Origin of the sequence: Nostoc sp. (assembly GCF_036917355.1) — a bacterium.
In the GTDB taxonomy this organism is placed as follows: Bacteria; Cyanobacteriota; Cyanobacteriia; order Cyanobacteriales; family Nostocaceae; genus Nostoc.
In genome coordinates this window covers 14,753-35,284 of record NZ_JBALDP010000074.1, presented here as the reverse complement: position 1 = coordinate 35,284, position 20,532 = coordinate 14,753, and the positions used below count along the sequence as shown (strand labels likewise).

19 protein-coding genes and 3 pseudogenes are annotated in these 20,532 nt (G+C 41.9%); 18 read left to right on the top strand and 4 right to left on the bottom strand.

Annotated elements, in window-relative coordinates; genetic code table 11:
• Positions 1 to 9 precede the first annotated feature (9 nt).
• The 14 genes and pseudogenes from V7K53_RS24165 to V7K53_RS24100 all read left to right on the top strand — a co-directional run.
• A complete protein-coding gene (locus V7K53_RS24165; protein WP_335200155.1) occupies positions 10 to 561 on the top strand; it encodes a hypothetical protein in 552 nt (183 codons plus the stop codon).
• A gap of 8 nt (positions 562 to 569) precedes the next feature.
• Positions 570 to 830: a hypothetical protein gene (locus V7K53_RS24160; protein WP_334736366.1), complete on the top strand. Its 261-nt coding sequence runs from the start codon at positions 570 to 572 to the stop codon at positions 828 to 830.
• Positions 831 to 890: 60 nt separating this feature from the next.
• Positions 891 to 1,109, top strand: coding sequence for a hypothetical protein (locus V7K53_RS24155; RefSeq protein WP_334986165.1), 219 nt, complete (start codon positions 891 to 893; stop codon positions 1,107 to 1,109).
• Positions 1,110 to 1,119: 10 nt separating this feature from the next.
• Complete coding sequence (locus V7K53_RS24150; RefSeq protein ID WP_335200079.1) at positions 1,120 to 1,962, top strand: phage terminase large subunit family protein; 843 nt, start codon at positions 1,120 to 1,122, stop codon at positions 1,960 to 1,962.
• Between the two features lie 4 nt (positions 1,963 to 1,966).
• Positions 1,967 to 2,536 carry a hypothetical protein gene (locus V7K53_RS24145; RefSeq protein WP_334765650.1) on the top strand — a complete coding sequence of 190 codons (570 nt, stop codon included), beginning with the start codon at positions 1,967 to 1,969 and terminating at the stop codon, positions 2,534 to 2,536.
• A gap of 22 nt (positions 2,537 to 2,558) precedes the next feature.
• A complete protein-coding gene (locus V7K53_RS24140; RefSeq protein WP_335200078.1) occupies positions 2,559 to 3,050 on the top strand; it encodes a hypothetical protein in 492 nt (163 codons plus the stop codon).
• Positions 3,050 to 3,391 carry a hypothetical protein gene (locus V7K53_RS24135; RefSeq protein WP_335200077.1) on the top strand — a complete coding sequence of 114 codons (342 nt, stop codon included), beginning with the start codon at positions 3,050 to 3,052 and terminating at the stop codon, positions 3,389 to 3,391. Before V7K53_RS24140 ends, V7K53_RS24135 begins: the two co-directional genes overlap by 1 nt.
• A 4-nt stretch (positions 3,392 to 3,395) precedes the next feature.
• Positions 3,396 to 4,046 (top strand): M23 family metallopeptidase, encoded by a 651-nt coding sequence (locus V7K53_RS24130; protein WP_335200076.1) that lies wholly within the window; start codon positions 3,396 to 3,398, stop codon positions 4,044 to 4,046.
• A 108-nt stretch (positions 4,047 to 4,154) separates the two neighbouring features.
• The gene (locus V7K53_RS24125; RefSeq protein WP_335200075.1) at positions 4,155 to 5,381 is read left to right on the top strand and encodes an RNA-guided endonuclease InsQ/TnpB family protein; all 1,227 of its coding nucleotides are present in this window, start codon (positions 4,155 to 4,157) and stop codon (positions 5,379 to 5,381) included.
• Between the two features lie 15 nt (positions 5,382 to 5,396).
• Positions 5,397 to 6,140 (top strand): annotated as a pseudogene (locus tag V7K53_RS24120) (glycoside hydrolase family 24 protein); the annotation flags it as partial.
• Between the two features lie 7 nt (positions 6,141 to 6,147).
• A complete protein-coding gene (locus tag V7K53_RS24115) occupies positions 6,148 to 8,334 on the top strand; it encodes a DNA translocase FtsK (protein WP_335200073.1) in 2,187 nt (728 codons plus the stop codon).
• Entirely contained in the window at positions 8,324 to 8,782 is a 459-nt protein-coding gene (locus V7K53_RS24110) for a hypothetical protein (protein WP_335200072.1), read from the top strand. Before V7K53_RS24115 ends, V7K53_RS24110 begins: the two co-directional genes overlap by 11 nt.
• Before the next feature lie 25 nt (positions 8,783 to 8,807).
• On the top strand, positions 8,808 to 9,326 hold the full coding sequence (locus V7K53_RS24105) for an ATP-binding protein (RefSeq protein WP_335200071.1): 519 nt from the start codon (positions 8,808 to 8,810) through the stop codon (positions 9,324 to 9,326).
• A pseudogene (locus tag V7K53_RS24100) lies at positions 9,293 to 9,553 on the top strand (zinc ribbon domain-containing protein); the annotation flags it as partial. The gene V7K53_RS24105 and the pseudogene V7K53_RS24100, both read left to right, overlap by 34 nt.
• Before the next feature lie 163 nt (positions 9,554 to 9,716).
• Here the strand turns inward: V7K53_RS24100 and V7K53_RS24095 are convergent.
• Positions 9,717 to 10,169 (bottom strand): helix-turn-helix domain-containing protein, encoded by a 453-nt coding sequence (locus V7K53_RS24095; protein WP_335200070.1) that lies wholly within the window; start codon positions 10,167 to 10,169, stop codon positions 9,717 to 9,719.
• A gap of 524 nt (positions 10,170 to 10,693) precedes the next feature.
• Here V7K53_RS24095 and V7K53_RS24090 point away from each other — a divergent pair.
• The 3 genes and pseudogenes from V7K53_RS24090 to V7K53_RS24080 form a co-directional block, all read left to right on the top strand.
• Positions 10,694 to 11,878, top strand: a complete 1,185-nt coding sequence (locus V7K53_RS24090) for a hypothetical protein (RefSeq protein WP_335200069.1) — start codon at positions 10,694 to 10,696, stop codon at positions 11,876 to 11,878.
• A gap of 558 nt (positions 11,879 to 12,436) precedes the next feature.
• Complete coding sequence (locus tag V7K53_RS24085) at positions 12,437 to 14,662, top strand: hypothetical protein (RefSeq protein WP_335200068.1); 2,226 nt, start codon at positions 12,437 to 12,439, stop codon at positions 14,660 to 14,662.
• A 114-nt stretch (positions 14,663 to 14,776) separates the two neighbouring features.
• A pseudogene (locus V7K53_RS24080) lies at positions 14,777 to 15,874 on the top strand (ISNCY family transposase); the annotation flags it as partial.
• Between the two features lie 898 nt (positions 15,875 to 16,772).
• On the opposite strand, the gene V7K53_RS24075 reads toward V7K53_RS24080, so the two are convergent.
• Positions 16,773 to 17,951 carry a zinc-dependent alcohol dehydrogenase gene (locus V7K53_RS24075; RefSeq protein WP_334765665.1) on the bottom strand — a complete coding sequence of 393 codons (1,179 nt, stop codon included), beginning with the start codon at positions 17,949 to 17,951 and terminating at the stop codon, positions 16,773 to 16,775.
• A 410-nt stretch (positions 17,952 to 18,361) separates the two neighbouring features.
• On the opposite strand from V7K53_RS24075, the gene V7K53_RS24070 reads away from it, so the two are divergent.
• Complete coding sequence (locus tag V7K53_RS24070; protein WP_335200067.1) at positions 18,362 to 18,775, top strand: response regulator; 414 nt, start codon at positions 18,362 to 18,364, stop codon at positions 18,773 to 18,775.
• A gap of 76 nt (positions 18,776 to 18,851) precedes the next feature.
• Here the strand turns inward: V7K53_RS24070 and V7K53_RS24065 are convergent, their stop codons facing one another.
• Both V7K53_RS24065 and V7K53_RS24060 read right to left on the bottom strand, forming a co-directional pair.
• Complete coding sequence (locus tag V7K53_RS24065; protein WP_334873713.1) at positions 18,852 to 20,024, bottom strand: zinc-dependent alcohol dehydrogenase; 1,173 nt, start codon at positions 20,022 to 20,024, stop codon at positions 18,852 to 18,854.
• A gap of 5 nt (positions 20,025 to 20,029) precedes the next feature.
• On the bottom strand, positions 20,030 to 20,524 hold the full coding sequence (locus V7K53_RS24060) for an SRPBCC family protein (RefSeq protein ID WP_335094150.1): 495 nt from the start codon (positions 20,522 to 20,524) through the stop codon (positions 20,030 to 20,032).
• Positions 20,525 to 20,532 lie beyond the last annotated feature (8 nt).

Below are 20,532 nucleotides of genomic sequence, written 5' to 3'. Positions count from 1 at the left end.
TGCTGTCGGTTGTTAGATTTAGCTTTGCAGCCAAATGATACGCTTGATGAAACAATTGAACAGCAATTAGTTCAACTTAAAGAGACAGCCTCCCGTGAAGGTATGTCCCTTGAAGAAGCTGCCCAGCACTTGATTGCAATGCGCGATCGCAAATCAGAAGTAGGCGAACATAAGTTCGACAAGCGCGAGTACATCAAACAGCGATTTGGCGTAGACCCAGAACAAGCTTCCCCTGACAGCTTTGTAGGAATACTTTACCAAGATGCAGATAGAGGTATTCAGTTAGGGGAATTACGCCATAAGGTGGTGCTTGAATCTTCAACACTTGCTCTAGAAGAATTTGTTTTTCATGGCAGCAGTTTACTTGGTGAAGGTAATACTTCCGTTCCACCTGGTTACGATGAAGCGCAAGAGCGAATTAACTCGCGCATCGATAACGATTTTTTCGGCAAGGTGAACTGGGGGGAAGAGACTCATCCACTGTTAGTCGGTACATCGACACCGCAGCCGAGACAGTTGAAGTCCTCGCAGCCGAAAACCGCGCAATCTCCGAAGAAATAGTAGCTCAAATGCTACCCATCTGCTATCAAATACGGGATGAGAGTTTACTCAACTTGAGAAAGACATCTACTCAGGCAGTTGGTATAAATTTACTTTCGGTAGTAGCTGGTACTGTTATTGGGACGTGGGTAGCAGTCCCCCCAACTCAAGAGAGACAGGAAATTCTGAGTATTCAGCCAATTTTGATTGGTGTGGGTATAGGTGAATTAGTTGGTTTGATTCTGGCACTAGTAATAATTTGGTTTACCAGGGACGAACAAAAAACCTAATTAACCTTTCAAAATCAAGGGAATTACTGATTTTAGTCGCATTATTGCCAGGGAGCAGGTATGAGTGCAGTATTTGACTTTTTAGTTAACACGGCAGGTGGTTTGTTGATGAACCTGGGTGTTTCTGGGATGGTGGGACAACTGTTGGGAGTGGGGGCGACCCTTGCCTTGCATCCTCTGTTGCTACTTACTGGGATAGTTGTGGGTGGTGCGGGAATTGCGATGGCGCGCGAGTTAAACAAGCGCCCTCAGTTGCAGTTGGTTGTTGATAATACGTGAGGGGTAGACGATGTTTACTCCTACACCTGTGCGAAATAAACAGCCAAGTCGCAGAAAGAAAAAGGTAAATGTTACCCTGTGGACGGTTTGTTCAACTGTTAGTGCGCTGTCTGTTATAGGGGCGGTTGCATTGATGGTTGGATGGAAGCAACAGGTTCCAGGTAATCAAATATCGGAGGTACAACAGGTAAAGGCGCAAGTTTCCCAAATTCGGGAAGTGTACTTAGAAAAGCTTTCTCGTACTGACTACAATATAGACCATCTTTCCAGTTACTCCTCAGTCGAGGGTGCGCCTACTCTTACAGGCTGGCGACAGTTGGCGGCGGCATTGTGGGGACAGCAATTACGGAGTGAAATATCCAGGATGCAGGCTAATGATAAATCTGGGTTTTACCGCCTTCACTATATGCCGGCGCTGGAGATAGTTAAATTCAACTCGCTGGATGTTTTACTAGAAGCGGCTTCTGGAAATAATAGTTTTTACTGGGGGTACCGCAAAACCGATGGTACGAAAGTTGAGGAGAAGATACCAACTGGAGCGGCTGCTGTTTTGATTTTGGGTAAATTAGAGGCGATTGATTACGCTCAAAACTTGGAATCTCAACCATCAGTTGATCTGAATCAAATGCTAATTCAGATTAAAAATGCTCAAGAACCATACTCTCTTGCACAGGCACAGCTGTTACGGGCGCGGGGATATTTAGACCCAGTAGAGCAGATGGCACAAGTGGCAGACATCCGCGAGAGAATACACCAGAGGGAGGAGCAAAGACGGATGTATCTCCAACAAATGAAGAAGCAATTACCTCAGCCAGTTCCTAATAAACAGCCTGTTAATAAATCGAGGGGATGATGTCATGTATGTCAAGTTTGCTGCTGCGATAATTTGCATAGCTTTGTGTTCGCTCAATGTTGTAGCGGCAGTCAAACGTACCCCTATTCGTACTACCCTTGAAGGTTCAACTCGCACGACAGTCGAGATGATGCCATCTCCCAATTCAGGAGTGCATTGGATGAGTGCAGTTATATTTCTGGCTGGATTTGCTTGTTTTTTGGGCTGGGGAATTTCTGACTATAACAATGCAATTGAAGAAAGAGATGAAGTGTCTGATAACTTCCCTAATCCTGGCAATCGACAACTTCATGTTGGTGTTTCTGATACTGATATTCAGCCTTCTTTAATGCCCCCAGTATCACCTTCTTCTGGGATGAGATTAAATAGCGAATTCTCTGCCAAGAATGTAGTCCAATTTCCTCCTCGTTCTAGTGTTTCTGGGTTAGGGCGAGTACATAGTAGCCAATTTTTTGAAGATGGAGTGCAAAACCAACTTGGAATGTTATCTCCAGAAGAGTTTTACGCCCAACTTCAGGATGAAGATTTCTGGGAAGATACTAACTCCCAGGTAAATGATAAACCTGCCAGCTAATTACTTAATTTGAGGTCATATTATGAGCAGAAATCAGCGCCGCAACTTTGATGTTGATTATTCTGAAGGTGGAGTAATTGTGCCTGCAAACCGCTTGCAAAATATGTTGCAGCAGGTACAGCAACAAGGAGGAATAGTAAATCAGCAACCTAGCGTTTCTCCCATGACTACTTATGAAACTCAACCAGTAGAGGTTAGGTATATTAATGCACCTACTGCCTATAAGCCGAGGGTTCCTCAGATAGAGATTCCCTACATTGAGATTTGGAAAGCACATCGGTTGCACCCGCAAAACCCCTGGAGATTTGGCTGGTATCCAGTATATTTTTTATCTGATGTAATTAAATCTCCTGTGGGTGTAGCTGGTGTGGGAGTGTGGTTGTTAATAATGCTGTTGAATTTTTTCCTTAATGGCAGTTATACCGGGCCGGGGTATGCGTCTGGGAAGAAGATTGAAGTTGTACCCAAAGAAGTTCCCTCTTTTGCCCTGCCTGTGGTTAAGCAGTTGGAATAATGTGGGTAAAAGCAATTTTTTGGTTCGTACTGCTGGTATGGATTGCAGATATTTTACAACCGGGATATTTGCAGTTTTATAACTGGCTTAATGCTGTGGCATTGGTACAAAAGCTTCAGTTTTCATCGCCGACTGTTGTCCCTACCGCTGCACCCGGTGTGAATATATCTTCTACTCCTGTTCCTAAACGCTATTCTCCTCAAGTAAGGGAACCTGCAACATCTGGGGATGGCCTGAATTCTCCTGATTGCCGTGTGGTTAGGAATGATTTTGAGGAAGTATTGAGTACTGCAAGGATTGGTTGTTGGCAGGTTTCTCCTGCTAATGCGAAAAGGCGTTGAGGCAATGCGAATAATCTTTGAAACTGACGGTGACAAGGACGTTAGTAATTCGACTGTAAGTAGTTTGAATGAGACGGTCGATACTAGTTCGAGTGCAAATTGGAGATATGCGATCGCAACCTCAATTGTAATTGCAGCTATGGTCATCCCCCAGGTTTCTGGCTGGATTGAATCTCAACTGTTAGTTAAATCTCTCCAAGGTCTAATATTACCTAGAACTGTTGTTAGCAATAAGGTTTTAAATAACGGTCAAATTGCCTTTCCTACTGCGGCTGGTACTCCTGTAACTAGTGAGTTTGGTTGGCGGACACACCCCATTACAGGCGATCGCAAGTTTCACGCGGGGATTGATTTTGGTGCAGTAAAGGGTAAGCCAATTTATGCGATTGATGCTGGTCGAGTAGTTTTTGCAGGCGACAAGGGTGGTTATGGCAAAGCAGTTATTATTCAGCATCAGGGAAGTTTATCTACTCTGTACGGTCATGCCAGTCAGCTGTATGTACAGCAAGGACAACAAGTTGTCCGTGGGCAGATGATTGCAGCAGTAGGTAGTACGGGCTTTTCCACGGGGCCGCATTTGCATTTTGAAGTTCACGTTAATGGTGTAACACAGAACCCACGTCCTTATTTACACGAATATTTAGCAAACCGTTGAAGGTTATGAGTCGTGATACCTAAAACCCCAAATAAATCCGGTGCATATAAGCGTATAGCAAAATAAATTTGGCTTTCTTAAATCAGTCGAGATAAATCAGGTTGAGCCATGATAATCTATGAGTTTAAAGTCAAAGGAAAAGAAAAGCAGTATCGTGCTATTGACGAAGCCATTCGCACCAGTCAATTCATCCAAAACAAATGTTTACGTTACTGGATGGATAATAAAAATGTAGGCAAGTATGACCTCAGCAAATACTGTGCGATACTAGCTGCTGAATTTCCCTTTGCTGCTCAACTAAATTCAATGGCTCGGCAGTCGGCGGCGGAACGTTCTTGGAGCGCAATTAGCCGATTTTACGATAACTGCAAGAAAAAGATTAATGGTAAAAAGGGTTTCCCAAAGTTTAAGAAAAATTGCCGCTCAGTGGAGTACAAAACCTCTGGGTGGAAGCTTTCTAAAACTCGTAAAGCCATTAGTTTTTCAGATAAGAAAGGCATAGGAACACTCAATTTGAAGGGAACTTATGATCTTAATTACTACGACATTAAACAAATTAAGCGTGTCCGTTTAGTACGTCGCGCTGACGGTTACTACGCTCAGTTCGTACTTGATGTTGATGTTAAGGTTAAAACGCAGCCAACAAATCAAGTAGTTGGTATCGACTTAGGATTAAAGTATTTCATTGCTGATAGTAGAGGTAATGTAGAACCCTCGCCCCAGTTTTACCGCAAGTCGGAAAAGCAGTTGAATCGAGCTAATCGCAAAAAATCTAAGAAATTCAATCAAGCTAAAAATAAAGCCAAGCTTCGTCAGTCTAATAATTACTACAAAGCTAGAAATAGGTATGCGCGTAAGCATTTAAGAGTAAGTAGGCAGCGAAAAGAGTATTGCAAGAGATTGGCGTACTCCGTCATCCAATCTAATGATTTGGTAGCCTATGAAGATTTAAATGTGAAAGGCATGGTCAAGAACCAACATCTAGCTAAATCAATCAGTGATGCTGGTTGGTCAACTTTTCGCAGTTGGGTAGAGTATTTTGGTCATAAATATGGGAAGGTAACGGTTGCTGTCTCTCCTTACAACACAAGCCAAAATTGCTCTAACTGCGGCAAGAAAGTGAATAAATCTCTATCTACTAGAACCCATATTTGCACACATTGCGGATATGTAGAAGACAGAGATGTCAATGCCAGTATAAATATCCTGAACCTAGGATTAAGTACCGTGGGGCACACGGGAAATTACGCTTGGGGAGATTTGCCCTCTTGGGGAATTGGTGTAAACCAATTGTCTAACGGCGAGTCACTGAACCAAGAATCCCTTTCTCTTTAGAGCAGGGAGTGTCAAGGAGTAGCTTCACTGCCATGTCAGTTGCCATCATGTTATATGCATAGTTTTGGTAAGGCAATTGATAGTTGGCAATTTGGGTTTATTGTTGATAGTTTAGTTGAGTTAATGCAAAATACTCGCCGTCAATTTATATTACGTTTTCAACCCATTCATCTGTCAACTGCTTCCTTAATTACTTTGGGCATTTATTTTTCAATTTCTCAAAGTAATGGTGTTTCTTCAGTATCATTAAATAGTTTAAGAGGAAGAGTTAGTACAAGTTCTTATTCACCGCGTCCTTATTCACCACGGTTGAGTGCTTTTTTAGCGACAATTCGTTGGGCAGAAACAGGAACCAGTGAGCCAGAAAGTTATCACAAATTAGTATTTAACGGAACTTTTAATAATTTTTCTACACACCCGTTAAAGAAACAGTGCGCTCCTATTAATGGTAAAAATGTTTGTTCAACTGCGGCTGGTGCTTATCAAATGTTGGATATAAGTTGGTATGATCTTCAGCCAAAATTAAACTTAAAAGATTTTAGTCCAGCTTCTCAGGACAAGATGGCAATTGAATATATTCGTCGTAATAATGCGTTAAGTGATGTTGAAGCAGGAAGGTTTGATACTGCGATATGCAAAGTAGGTAGGGTATGGGCCAGTCTTATTTGCAACTCGTACAATCAAAACCCAAAATCTTTAGCGCAGTTGAGAATTTACTATCAGCAGCAATTACAAAAGTTTGAAATTTCTAGGAAGTGAAAACTTAGTGATATCATCACAATACAATTACACCAATGGTAATATTGAATTTCAAAAACAACAGCTTTTGACTGCAATTGTGCAGGCAAAACAAGATGGTTTGGGCAATGAAGAGATTATAGATAATGTACGGGAGACTTTACCTTCCTCAATGGTATTTTATGCTGAAACTGTTCTACAACAAATAGATTTTAGAGCAAAATTATCACGTCCGGTTATAAATTTTAATTTAGAACTTTTATTTCAGTTAATATACGAATCAGTAATTGCAGGTACAAACGATGAAGAAATATTATCAATATGTGCAGAACACTGTACTTTAAACCAGTACGAGTTTGTACGTTACGCACTTGAATATATTCATATCAATCGGATGCCATCGCAGTGGGAGCAAAATAACGTATATCATCAGATGATTGAGATAGTTGTTAACATATCACTAATTGAATCTTTATTTGAATACATTGAATCAATCAAAAATATTCATCTTAAGCAGATTGGATATGAAGTAGTTCAGGAAAATCTTTATAATTTATTTTTGAGCAATAAAGAAACTAGTTATTTTACTGATTTAGCTAGTAAATCTAGAGATAAATGCATTAAAAACTATTGTTACCGAACGGCAGTGCTTGTCGCGCGTGCCACAGGTAAGCCATTAGATTCAAAGCTGACAGCAGATGGCTCAATTATTTTAAAAGAGCCTAAATATTTAGATAGAAATACTGGTGCAAATGAGATTGCTAATTCACAAAATTTAACTATGTTGCAGGCAGGGAAGTTATTAGTTGATACGTTAGAAGATTTTAATATTAATGCTAAGTATGTTGATGCCAAAAATGGCCCCACTTTTAACCGTATTAGGGTAAAACTGGGACGGGGTGTTAGTTACAAGAAAGTAGAAGACATCGGTAATGACTTAGTGCAGCAGCTTGGTGAAGAGTTAGGCTTGAAATTTGCACCAATGGTGAGTGTAGTGCCTGGAGGAGTTGTATTTGACATACCCCGATTAGATAGACAATTTGCTTATTTCCGCGATCATTTTACTTTTGACAGTGAACTTGACATTCATTCTGTATCTATTCCTGGTGGTGTTGATGTAGATGGCACCTATGTCGAAATTCCACTTTATAGCGACAACGTAACCCATATCTTGGGTGGTGGGCGAACGCGGGGTGGGAAGTCGCAGTTTGAGAAAGCAGCAATCTTGTATTTGGTGCGACGATATCCCCCTTCGGTTGTTCGATTAGCGCTTTCGGATGTTAAGCGCGTGACCTTTGGTAAATTTGATGGGCTACCCCATCTTGTTGCCCCAGTTGCGCGTGATGCAGAGGCGACTGCTAACTTGCTTGATTACTTAGTTGAAGAAATGGAATTGCGATATCAGGAATTTGAGCGCCACAGCAGTATTGAAACGATCGCACAGTACAACATGCGATTTGCCCCTGATTTTGTCATGCCGCGAGTGATCTGTCTGATTGACGAGTGTTTTGATCTACTTTCCGATGATAACTACTGCGATCGCATTGAGACTGCGCTGATGAAGTTGCTTGCAAAAGCGGGTGGTGCAGGGATTCATGTACTGTTGTATACCCAGCGACCTGATAAAAACGTGATTGATCCGTTGATTCGCTCAAACTTTCCAGCCAAGACAGCCTTTGTTACGACTCGCCCTGAAGACAGTTGTATTATCCTTGGGGACGATAAAGACAAACGTGCAGTTTATTTACTGGGATACGGAGATTTCTTGTACAAGACCACTGAGGTGCTGCGACTCCAGGCGCTTTATGTAGCTGACGATGAAGACCCTGAATACTTCCAGCAATTACTCCTAGAAGCTAAAAATCAGAACGACCCCTACACAGCTTGGCAGTCTGGGTTAGACTTTGATGAATTTGTCGCTAGTTTGTACGGCGAGCGCAATAGTAAGGACATAGGTAAATCTAAAACTACTGCTGTTACTAAAACTAAACAGGATAAAACTGATTTTGAGGGCAGTTTTAACTTTAAGGTACAGCTTGACGAGGAAGCAAGAAACTCAATTTTGAATTTGCATCAAAAAGGCTATCAACTTGATGAAATTGTCAAAGCGGTATTCAATTTATCCCGTCAAGATGGTAGGTCATACAAGAAATTTAGAAACGTTATTGAGGAATTTTTAAATAGTTTGAAAGGGAGTAAGGAAGATGATATTTGAACTAACGATGCCTTTACCCCCTAGTATGAACGAAATTATTAACCAGGCACGGTCAGGTTGGCAAGCCAGCGCTGGACTTAAGAAGTACTGGACAAACTTAATTGGTGAATTTGTTCGAGAATGTGAATTTTGTTTAGATGGTGCAGTTTGGATTGAATTTCATTGGTATCTCAAAAATTTTGCACGAGATAGCGATAATGTAGCTGCTGCCGCCAAATTTATCATGGATGGTCTGGTTACAGGACAAGCAATCCGTAACGATAACTTGACAGTTATCCAATCACCTGTAATTCATTATTATCATCGCAGTAGTGGTGATGATGGTGTGCTATTGAGACTTTCACAATCACCTGACTTTCTGTTAGATAATTTTATTGTATCTAACCAATTTTCCCGAAACAGCTTAGAGAAGCACAGCCAAAAAATCACATATTTAGTGTCAATTTAATTTCTGGATATATTGGATTTAAAGGATGACGATAATGTTACGTTATAAAGACTACCGTCAGTTAATCGATCAGGTAAATGCAGGCAAGAATATTAACCTATGGGGCAAGCAAAATATTGGTAAGACTCTTACTGTTAAAAACTGTTTACTCAAGGATATTAACTTAGAGTCTGTTTACCTCAATCTTGAATATCCTTTTAGTGTGGATCATCTATTCAAAGTTATTCCTATGAGCTTCAGTTTTTACTACCAGCAGGATTGGCAAAATATCATAAGCGAATTATCTGATGGTTATAATAGGCTGCTGGTGATAGATAATTTTGATAGATTGCATTTTGTTAGCAATACTTTTAGCCACGACTTATTCCGATTACAACAGTTAGCTCAACTAGAAAATTTTTCTTTACTGTTAATATCTCGTATGCCGCTAGAATATTTCCATTTTCCAGATTTTGCTAACTATTTTGAAAAATTGGAATTGAACGAAACTAATACTTGGACTTTTGGACAACATCACAAAATTGCTCTAACTGCGGAGCAGTAGTCACAAAATCTCTATCTACAAGGACTCATGTTTGTGAATGCGGATTTGCACTGGATAGAGACTGGAACGCTGCTATTAATATCCTGAAATTAGCCTTAAGTACCGTAGGGCATACGGGAACTTGGATCTTAGATCCAAACGCTTCGGGAGATTCGACCTCTACCCATGTTGGAGCAATCCTGCATGAGCAAGTTGGATCTATGAATGAAGAATCTTCGCCCTTATAGGGTGGAGAGTGTCAATTTCTGATCGCACAACAAGTAACTTCTGCTCAAGTAGTCGAGTTTGTGGAAATGCTTGCTTAGAGTTTGATGAAAAGCCTCGGTAAAAATTGGGATTTCAAAACTACTTCCTTGAGATAGGATGGTGCTTGCTTGATAATTCCTTCTATTAAGTTTGGGCTTCCAAGATGCGTCCTATACTTCTTGGCGATAATGTCGGTAATCCCCTCCGAGTAGCTTCCTCAGCTACCTGCGTATGGTAATGGTGCTTTGAACGACTGGGTTTTCGGTTCTTGCTCCATTCGCTGATTTCGACGATTTTGCTCGCTTCTGTACTTTTGCACTTCTTAGGTCTGCCTACGTTTACACCTAATACCTCGTTAGCTTTTGCGATCGCCGCCTCCTGGGTTTCTGACAAGATGGTACTTGATGTCCATCTTTTTTTCCACTTTGCTATTGAGTTTTCGGTTACGCCAATCTCTTGGGCTAAGGCTACATATTTTTTGCCTTCGTTTAGTCCCAGCAAAATTTTCGCTCTTTTGCTAACTTCATCGCTGCTGGTCGCTGCTATGTGCTCTAGTGCTTGCTTTTCAAGAGAATTTAGTATTTGAAGACGAGGCATCTAAAAATTTACCCCTCTTTACTGTACAATTTTGCCAAATGGAATGAAGCCTGATATACTTTTTTTGTAGAGTCCATTTTTCCTAAAGATTCACTCAAAGCCCTGCTGCAAACAGGGCTTTGAGAAAAAAACAAACCCCACCTGTTACTAAGACAGGACGGAATTTTGTTTTGTCAATTTAGTTATCTAGAGCCATCATATCATGAATTTACACAGTTTTACAAATCTTTCTTCGGATAGATGCTTTTTGTGCCAATATAAGTGCTTTAAATATCTCTTCAGTTGTATTAGTTGTCAATGGGTTGAGAATAATAGTTACTGCGGGAGAAAATCTCTAAAAGAGAATTTTCTGGTAGGTAATCTTTGGTATTTACAAGAATTAACTATTTTTTAAAATAATCAGTTTTTCCAAGGGATAGAAGTGCTGTAAATGTTGCGGCATAAGCTTTTTCTGCTTGAATGTCGCGATTTTCACTTCTTGAACTTATCTTTTGAGTGACAATTTGTGATCCGGAGTATCAATAATGTTTGAGGTGCAGAATCCGGCAATCGTATATATTTCGCCTGCGGAGTTGGTTGTTCATCCGAAGCTGATAGAAATATATGGTGAGAATGAGGAACGTCCAGCTTTGGAAAAAAGTATCTCGGAAAAAGGGATTCTTGAATCTTTGAAGGTATCTGCACGTACTGGTGTGAATGTGGTATTGGCAGGTAAGTGTCGCTTGCAGATAGCTCGCCAGTTAGGGATTTCCACTGTGAAAGTGGAATTTGTCGAGTCTGGTTCGCCTGAAGAAGATTTGAAACTAGTGCTTGACTTTAATCTTCATCGCGAAGGCGGGAAGACTCATTACCAGAAATTTCACGAGGGGCAGTACTGGGAGAGCGTACTTCGTCCCCAAGCGAAAGAAAGACAGAGGGAAAGCGCTCGTCGTTTGAATCAATCGAAGTGTTCAAATTTGAATCATTCGATAAATGAGAGTCAGTCTCAATTAAAGAAGGGTAAACCCGTGATTCGGGAGGTTTCAGAAAACCTAAATATAAGTGTTGGTAGTTATCACAAGGGCAAGAAAGTTTTTGAATTAATTTCTCAATTACGAGAAATGGAAAAATTTAAGGCAGTTGTTGCACTGGAGATGGAGTTTAACCGAAGTATTGATGCAGCATACAAGTTTGTTTGCAATCAAGATATTTGTAACCAGGTAATAGACCTTCTGGAGGCAGATGAGATAGGTAGTATAGGCGATGGTATTGCTTGGATGCTGAATGGCGAGCGCAATCCGTTTCGACGTTTCCAGCTTGACCAAGTATATCAATTCAAAAAGAGACTGCGGCCCGATTTGGAAATTGTGGGACGGGTTATTGCTATAACTAATGAGTTTGTTGTGTTTGGATTGAGGAATTTAGGGAATATGAGCCTAGAAATTGTGAATCTACGCCCGCGACAAATTGATGCAGAATTGCAGGATGAACCATCTGCATCACAGAGGAAGAGAATATTTCAATTAATGCAAAAGTTTAGTGATGTTTTTCCAGTTCAGGTGTCTTTGGCGGAGTTGTTAAAACTCCCAAATTTAACTGATAAAGAGGAGGTTTTATTGCGGATGTATGAGTCTGACGTATTTGAAAAAACTTGGGAAGATTATAAGACCCAAATGAAAGCAATGGAAGTATCTACAAATAGAAAAAAGGATAAGATTTGTGCTGCATAGGTAGCTGTGGGCTGCTAATTTAGTAGAGAATTTATCCCACAATTTAACATTACTTACTAGATTAGCATCTCAATACTGATTACAGTATGAGTTCACTGTTTTGAGTGCTGAACTCGTATCAAGATATTTGACTGTTTTTTGTTTTTTAACTCGGTGGTGGAGTATGAGTAATTTCATCTTCACCAGTTGTACTAATAAGAGCCAATGTGGGGTGACACTTGTGGGTGTTACTAGCTTTGCATTGTCATCCTAAAACTCTTTTGTCAATTTAGTGACAACTCTGCTAGAACTGCCTCATTTAAATAATAACCAAAAAAAAGTTGGGTAGTCGCATTGTTGTTGGTGAAGCGTGTTGGACTAAATCTTAGCTTAAGCCTACGTATATCTAAGCCTAAACAAGTATAAACCTTTGTTTGCTTTCAACCACGAGACGATTACCAGTCGTCTCCAACAAGCGGATAACCAACCGCTTAAACATAAAAATTTCAAATTTAGGCTAACACATTTTGACCAACAGCGAGGCTACCTGATGCACAAAAATCATCAGGACAGTCACTCATGTTCCAAGAAAATTTCTCTTCAGATGTCGAGAACAAGCCCCAATTAAGTCTTTCACAGCCTTCAAAAAAGAAAATCAAACCCCACCTGCCCGCAGAATCCGTGGGTAAACGCTACGTAGAGCGCTTTTGGCATCCATTTGGGGCGATAGTTGCCCCTTCTTTATTAGAAGGTGCAAAACCAGCATGGCGTACCATCGACTATTACCTCCAACCCTCCCAACTGTGGAACCTGCACCAAGACAAGTCGAAACTAGTAGGTCTGCGCTTTAACGACACAACACGTTACGCCACAATCGATTTAGACCTAGAAGGCGACTACCATAACATTCAATCCATAAATCGCATCAAAGCGGTGTTAGAGGACATCGGCATAGTCGATATCATCATCCTCCAGTCCAGCTTTAGTGGCGGTTATCACCTAATCCTAAGCTTCGCATCCCCCCTACCCACCTTTCCCCTAGCCTGCGCCCTAGAGATTGCCTTGAGAAATGCAGGCTTTATCCTCCGCCAAGGACACCTAGAAATCTTCCCCAACACCAAACCATATAGTGCCAAACAAATAACCAACTACAAAGCCATCCGTTGCCCCATGCAACCGGGTAGCGGGTCATTTTTACTTAATGATGACCTACAACCAATTAGCGACTCAGTTTCTATCTTCCTCGATTATTGCGATCGCGCGGCCAGTCGGCAAGATTTAACGAAACTAAAACGGGTAGCGAACAAAGCCAAAAAACAAATTTCACGGGAGAGATATCGCAAGCAAGAATCTGCTGACGTTGTACAGTGGCGTGCCAACTGGGAAGAAATCATCACTACAGGCTGGACAGGAAAAGGACAAACAAACACCCTCCTACAAATCTTCGTAGGCTACGGAATCGTCTTTTTAGACTTAGAGAGTGATAAATTAGTCGAATTTTGCCTTACTACCGCAATTAACGCCCCAGGCTACAGCCAGTATTGCCGACACCAACACGAAATCGAAGCTAGAGTGCGGCATTGGGTAGAATCCACAATTCGCAACAAATGGTATAGCGCCTACATTAGTTATCCCGAAAGGTTGTTGGGTACATTCGCCAACACATTTGCAGAAGCCATAGCAGGTATTCTCAGCATCGATAAACCCAAAGACAACATAATCCCATTTGACCGTCGTAAGCAACAGAACTGGGAACGTAGCCAAAAAGCTCAACAACGTATCCAGTTAGTGGTAAGGGCAATAGAGTGGGATAGAGGCTTGCCAGTAGGGGCTACTGAACGGGGTAAAGCAATACGTGATGAATACAAGCGCCGCTTTCACAAAACTATCTCACAAGAGACACTACAAAAGCACTTGCATTTGTGGCATCCTACGCGCTACATCTTAGACCCGTGGGCAGAAAATAGCTTAAACCCTTATCAATCAAGCAATGACGGGCAATTTAATAGTTTTCAAAACTCATTTGCAAAACAGAGTGTTGAAAACCCTTACCAAAAGGAAAATGACGGTCATTTTTACTATATGAAGGTTTTGTGTAACTACTTACCTCCTGCTGCCGATGCCTTTACAGGGCAGCAGGCAGTAGCAAGTTTTGAAGAAGTTGCTGTGTCTGAAGGGGAATTGTTTGTACCAGAGGTACAAGATGAATTTGAGGAAACTAATTTTAATTCTGAAGAATTGAATTTATTACAGTCAGAAGATTTGTCTTTAACTTCATCTGTCAATAATTCTGATAATTCATCAGTTTATTCAAATATTATACAACTGGATCAAAACGTTAATGAAAGTAATTCAGATAAGGATTTTAAATACCTTTCTAACCGCAGCACGGCTGAAAATTACAATAACAAAAACTTATTAATCAATTCTGTCAGTATTCCACCTACTGCATCTACACCTGCAATTGTGCTGCCTGAAGCGTCACAAAAAGCCGAAGTTAGCGAGCAAAGTACATCTTCAGGCGATTCAGCAACAACTCTGGCTTTGTCAGAACTGAAGAATCTGACTAAGTTGCGACTCCAAGCAGCATCTTACGCCAAACGTGTAGCTAGAGAGTATTGCCTGATTGCACGATGCTTAATTGGGGGCAAGGAACGGGAAAGACTGGAGCAGAGTGCCAAAATGCAATTTTATCTTGATTCAGGTAACAAAACTCTAATTGCAGAAGCCAATGAGTGGGCGGCTGTCAATCCTGGATGCCTACCATTTTCGTTGGAGTTAGCGTTTCAAGAAGGTGAAACGTGATGACATCATAGGCTGCTATTAATTTGGAGCGTAGAGTCACGCAACACACCAGCTGTCTATTGAATGATTGATGCAAATGAAATGATGATTTTCCTAGAAGAAATTTTGGTATATCTATTTGGAGTACATCAGATTCCTACAGATAACCATATCAGAGACTTGCTGGATGATGTGGAACCATCTGTAGTATTCCCGGTGTTTTATGAGATTTTTAGAGCATTGGAGCAGGGTAAACACCTGGAAGCATTTCGCTCATTTAAAAATAATTTACTGATAGCTCTGGATGGGACAGAATATTTCTGCTCCAACCAAATTCATTGCCAACATTGTTCAAGCAGAACTTTTAGAAACGGAACAACTCAGTATTTTCATACAGTGGTGACACCAGTAATTGTTAGTCCTGGTAATTCCAAAGTAATCCCCTTGATACCAGAATTTGTTGTGCCTCAAGATGGACACAAAAAGCAAGATTGTGAAAATGCGGCGGCAAAGCGTTGGATTGAGAAATATGGCTTACAGTATGCATCTCTTGGTATTACCATCTTAGGCGATGATCTTTATTGCCATCAACCTTTGTGTGAAAAGATTCTAAAACAACAGTTAAATTTTGTTCTTGTGTGTCAGCCTAAATCTCATAAAACACTTTATGAGTGGTTAGAAGGAATGCCTCTTGATACATTAAGTATTAAACGGTGGAAAGGTAAAGTTTATGAGATTTATAAGTATCGTTATGTGAATCAAATTCCCTTGCGGGATGGTGAAGATGCCTTATTAGTTAACTGGTGTGAATTAACTGTTACTCGCTCTGATGGCACTATGGTTTACAAAAACAGCTTTGCCACAAATCATCAAATCACTGATATTAACGTTGAGGCAATTGTATCGGCTGGCCGCACCAGATGGAAAGTTGAAAACGAAAATAACAATACACTTAAGACCAAGGGTTATAACTTAGAACACAACTTTGGACATGGTAAAAACCATTTATCTTCCCTATTAGCTACCTTTAACATTCTGGCATTTCTATTTCATACTCTACTTGACCTCACTTCGGAAAAATACCAATTTATTCGCCAGCATTTACCAACGCGCAAGACCTTTTTTGATGATTTACGAGCTTTAACCCGTTATCTCTACTTTGATTCCTGGGACAATCTACTCGACTTTATGATCCACGGTTTGGAATTAGAGTTTCATCCTAACTCAAGCTGAAAACATGATTTTTGAGAATATTCACAATTCCGTGTAATACATGGGTATTTTTCTTATTCTATGTATTACTTGGTGGATTCTTGCACCTATTAATTTGTTTTCAATAGCCATACATACCTTCAATTCATTATTCAGCAACATTCTCAATAGATTTCATGTTCCATCAGTTAGAGCTGATTCGTAAAGAAAATCTTAAGGATACTCAAATCATTGTGAGGTCTGAGTTTCAGCAAATAAGTGCATTATTGGCTCAAATTCCTGAAAAGTATACAAGACAAGGACTTTACTTAAGTTTACAAATTAGCTCTTAGTTTTACGCTAAAAGTGTTGATAACCATTCTCATAATGAGAATTGCTGATTAGAGATAAATTAATTTATGGGTCGGTCTGCAAAAAATCGATTTAGTTTATTTATATTTGTGTCAATTTTTGCACTTATATAGATGATTTTGAAATCCTTATTAGTTTTTGTTAGGAAATAAGGTGCGTTTCCCCTGGAGCAGTCAGTGGATGATGCACCGACACCCACTAAGCCTGAAATCAATCAAGCGTGTTGTTATTAACCCGGCAATGATTGAAACTACACTTACTTAGGCAGCGTAGGCGATGGACGGATGCTGGAAATACTTGACGATCCGAGCGGAGGCACCTAGTAAATAGCGTTGTGTCGTACTTGTGACACAACCCCCATCTTTAGATATTCTTAACGCCAGTTTGATCGCCCAGCTTTCTGTGGGCGAAGGACAGGTGTCGCTTAACAAATTATCTGAGTCGTTAATAAATTAACTGCGTTGAACGGTAAGGGGTTGGAAGCCAATAGCCCCGAAGCATTCCAGCAATGAGACAGTTCTGAGACGATCGATATCATCAGCAATTCTAAGATTGCCTCACTGGGATTTCAGGTACTCTGTCCTGGCTTGAGTACGACCTTGATGCAGTGATCCTTTTTGTGCTTAAATATCTCGTAACCATCCGGAGCTTGATCCAGCGGCAGGCGATGGGTGATCACAAAGGAAGGATCAATCTCGCCATTTTGGATGCGATCGAGCAGCAGTCCCATATAGCGATGAACGTGTGTTTGTCCAGTCTTAAAGGTCAAGGCTTTATTCATTGCAGCACCCATGGGAATCTTGTCTGCAAATCCACCAAATACACCTGGAATCGATACCGTGCCCCCTTTGCGACAGGCAACGATCGCTTGTCTGAGTGCATGCGGGCGATCGGTTTCTAACCGTACAGCTTGTTTCGCTTTGTCATAAAATCCTTCTAGACCCAAACCGTGAGATTCCATGCCCACGGCATCCATGACTGAATCGGGACCGCGTCCGCCCGTCATTTCTTTGAGGGCTTCACCCACGTCAACTTTCTCAAAGTTGAGCGTTTCTGCCCCACCTTTTTCTGCCATCTCCAGGCGTTCAGGAATGCGATCAATAGCGATGACACGTCCAGCACCCAGCATATAGGCACTGCGAATGGCAAATTGAGCCACGGGACCACAGCCCCAAATGGCAACAATATCACCCGGCTTAATATCGCAGTTTTCTGCTGCCATATAGCCAGTGGGAAAGATGTCTGAAAGGAACAGTACCTGTTCGTCTGCTAATCCGTTTGGAATCTTGAATAGACCAACATCAGCATGGGGAACGCGGGCATATTCTGCTTGACCGCCTGCATAGCCTCCTAGCATATGGGAGTAGCCAAAAATGCCGGAGGGTGAATATCCCATAATCGCTTCTGCCATCCATCCATTGGGATTGGTGTTGTCGCAGAGAGATGTAAGCGTTTGTTTGCAGAAGAAACAGTGACCGCAGGCGATCGGGAATGGATTGACGACGCGATCGCCAACCTTAATTCGCTTGACTTCACTACCAACTTCAACAACTTCTCCCATGAATTCATGCCCGAGAATGTCGCCCTGCTCCATCGTCGGAATGAATCCATCGTAGAGGTGTAAATCAGACCCACAAATTGCGGTTGACGTAATTTTGATAACGGCATCGCGTGGGTTAATAATTTTGGGATCTGGTACAGTTTCAACCCCCACTTTATTCGCCCCTTGCCAGCAAACTGCTCTCATAGTTTTTTCCTCTCTTGCTTATCTTGCTTAATTTGCTTTTATGGCACTTTATTGAAACTCTAGAGGGGAAATCTAAGGGCTTTCTGAGGAAATTATGGTGAATTCGCAGGAGTTGTTGAGTCGCGATCGCATCTTAATGAGCCTGTTCAACTACACGCCTCATCTATCTCACAAAAAATTCCGAGTTTATTTAAAATGAAAGCAGTGTAGCTTTCGCATTTTGGGTTTTATAAGCACTTAACCAGACACGATATTGGTAGTAACCTATCTTTAGAACGGAGAGTAGAACAGAGTTGTAGCCTGGTGATGCTAATCGCTCAGAATCTCCTCACAATTTCCTTGAATTATTGATCTTTCATAGGTAGTTACTTCAATGGTTTATAGTCTTTTCTTTTAAGAGAGGCGGCACAGTGCTGTTACAGACGATGATGGTGACCTCTGCATCAAAGCGCATCTTGTTAATTGACGACGAACCCGATGTGCAACGGGTAGTGCAAACCTGCTTGGAAAAATTAGCCCAATGGACTGTCATTACCGCGACATCGGCAGAAGAAGGGTTACTCAAGGCGATCGCTGAACAACCAGATGTGATCCTGCTGGACATTATGATGCCAAAAATGGATGGCTATATGTTTCTGGATGCACTGTGGGTTAAGCCGGAAATGCAGTTTATACCTGTGGTGTTTTTGACTGCACAGGCTGGATTACTCAAACCCCATCATTATGAAACACTAGGAGTTAAAGGAATCATAGCCAAACCCTTTGACCCGCTGACATTGCACCGGGCGATCGCATCTGCTTTAAATTGGGATCTAGGCACCTAATAAATAGGGTTGTGTCGTACTTGTGACACAACCCCCATTGTTTATTCTTATTCACGTATTCCTAAGTGAGATGAGCCTAGTCCGGCTGCAACATCACTTTGATGCACTGGTCTTTCTTGTGCTTGAACATCTCAAAGCCCTGCTTTGTTTCAGTTAGAGGCAAGCGATGCGTCAACACAGCCGAGGGGTCAACATCACCGTTCAAAACATGCTCCACTAACTTGGGAATATACTTTGGACCAAACATCTGACCCATCCTGAAGGTCAAGGCTTTGTTCATGGCTGCGCCCATCGGCAATTTATCCACAAAGCCGCCATAAACTCCCATGATGGCTAAGGTGCCACCTTTGCGACACGCCATCATCATTTGCCTTAGCACGTGTGGGCGATCGGTTTCTAAACGTATGGCTTGTTTGGCTTTGTCATACAGCCCCTCTGGCCCTTTGCCGTGGGCTTCCATCCCGACTGCATCAATACAGGCATCGGGACCCCGTCCTCCCGTCATTTCCTTGAGTGCTTCGAGGACATCCACTTCTTCGTAGTTGATGATCTCGGCTTTGGCAAAGTCCCTTGCCAGTTGCAGGCGTTCCGGGAAGCGATCGATGCCAATGACACGCTCTGCGCCCAGTAGGTAGGCACTCTTCATTGCAAATTGTCCCACTGGACCACAGCCCCAAACCGCAACCACATCTCCTGGGTGAATGTTGCACAAATCTGCTCCCATATACCCTGTGGGAAACGCATCCGAAACAGGCAGGAATTTTTCATCCGGAATGTCTTTGGGAATCGGAATCGCTGTGAAATCTGCAAAGGGAATGCGGATATAGTCAGCAAAAGATCCTGCATAGCCGCCAAAGGCATGAGAGTAGCCGAAGATTGCCCCTGTGCCATGTCCGTATACTTTCTCCTGGAGCCAGCCATTCGGATTGGAGTTATCGCACAGCGACCACTGCTGCAGTTTGCAGTACCAACAGTGACCACAGCCGATCGCTGAAGAAACAACCGTGCGATCGCCTTTCTTCAGCTTCTTGACTTCGCTCCCCACTTCAACGATTTCTCCCATGAACTCGTGACCGAGAATGTCACCGGGTTCCATCGTGGGAATAAAGCCATCGTAAATGTGTAAATCAGAACCGCAAATGGTTGTGGCGGTTACTTTGAGAATGGCATCACGCGGGTTGAGGATTGTGGGATCAGGCACAGTCTCTACCCGCACATCTTCCGTACCATACCAACACACTGCTTTCATCGTGATTAGTCCTTTGAGTTACGGCGTCCCGATGGCTGACCATCGTTTGTGGCAATTTCGCCTGCTTCCATTAGCATCTTGAAGCGGGCAAGATCATCTCCAATTTGCTGTTTTGGGTTTTCGCCAAAGAGTGTAGCGATCGCATCTCCAATGGCTCCAGCAGGTGGATTGTATGCCGTGACCACTCTGACCTCGGTTCCACGATCGCCAGGAGCAGGTTTAAATTGCACAGAGCCAGCATTATCAATGTCTGCTCCTGCAACCGATTTCCAGGCAATCAATTCATTTGGGCGATCATCAACAATTTCTGCATCCCACTCAACACTGCTATCTAATGGGGCACTGATAATCCAATGCGATCGGCGATCGTCGTACACTTTCACGTTTTTAAGGTGTCTTGTAAAACGCGGTAGGTTCTCAAAGTTATGCCAAAAGCGGTAGAGGTCTTCTGCCGGTTTATCGATCGTGACTGTCTTTTCAACTTTTATGGGTGTGGTCATTGCAATTA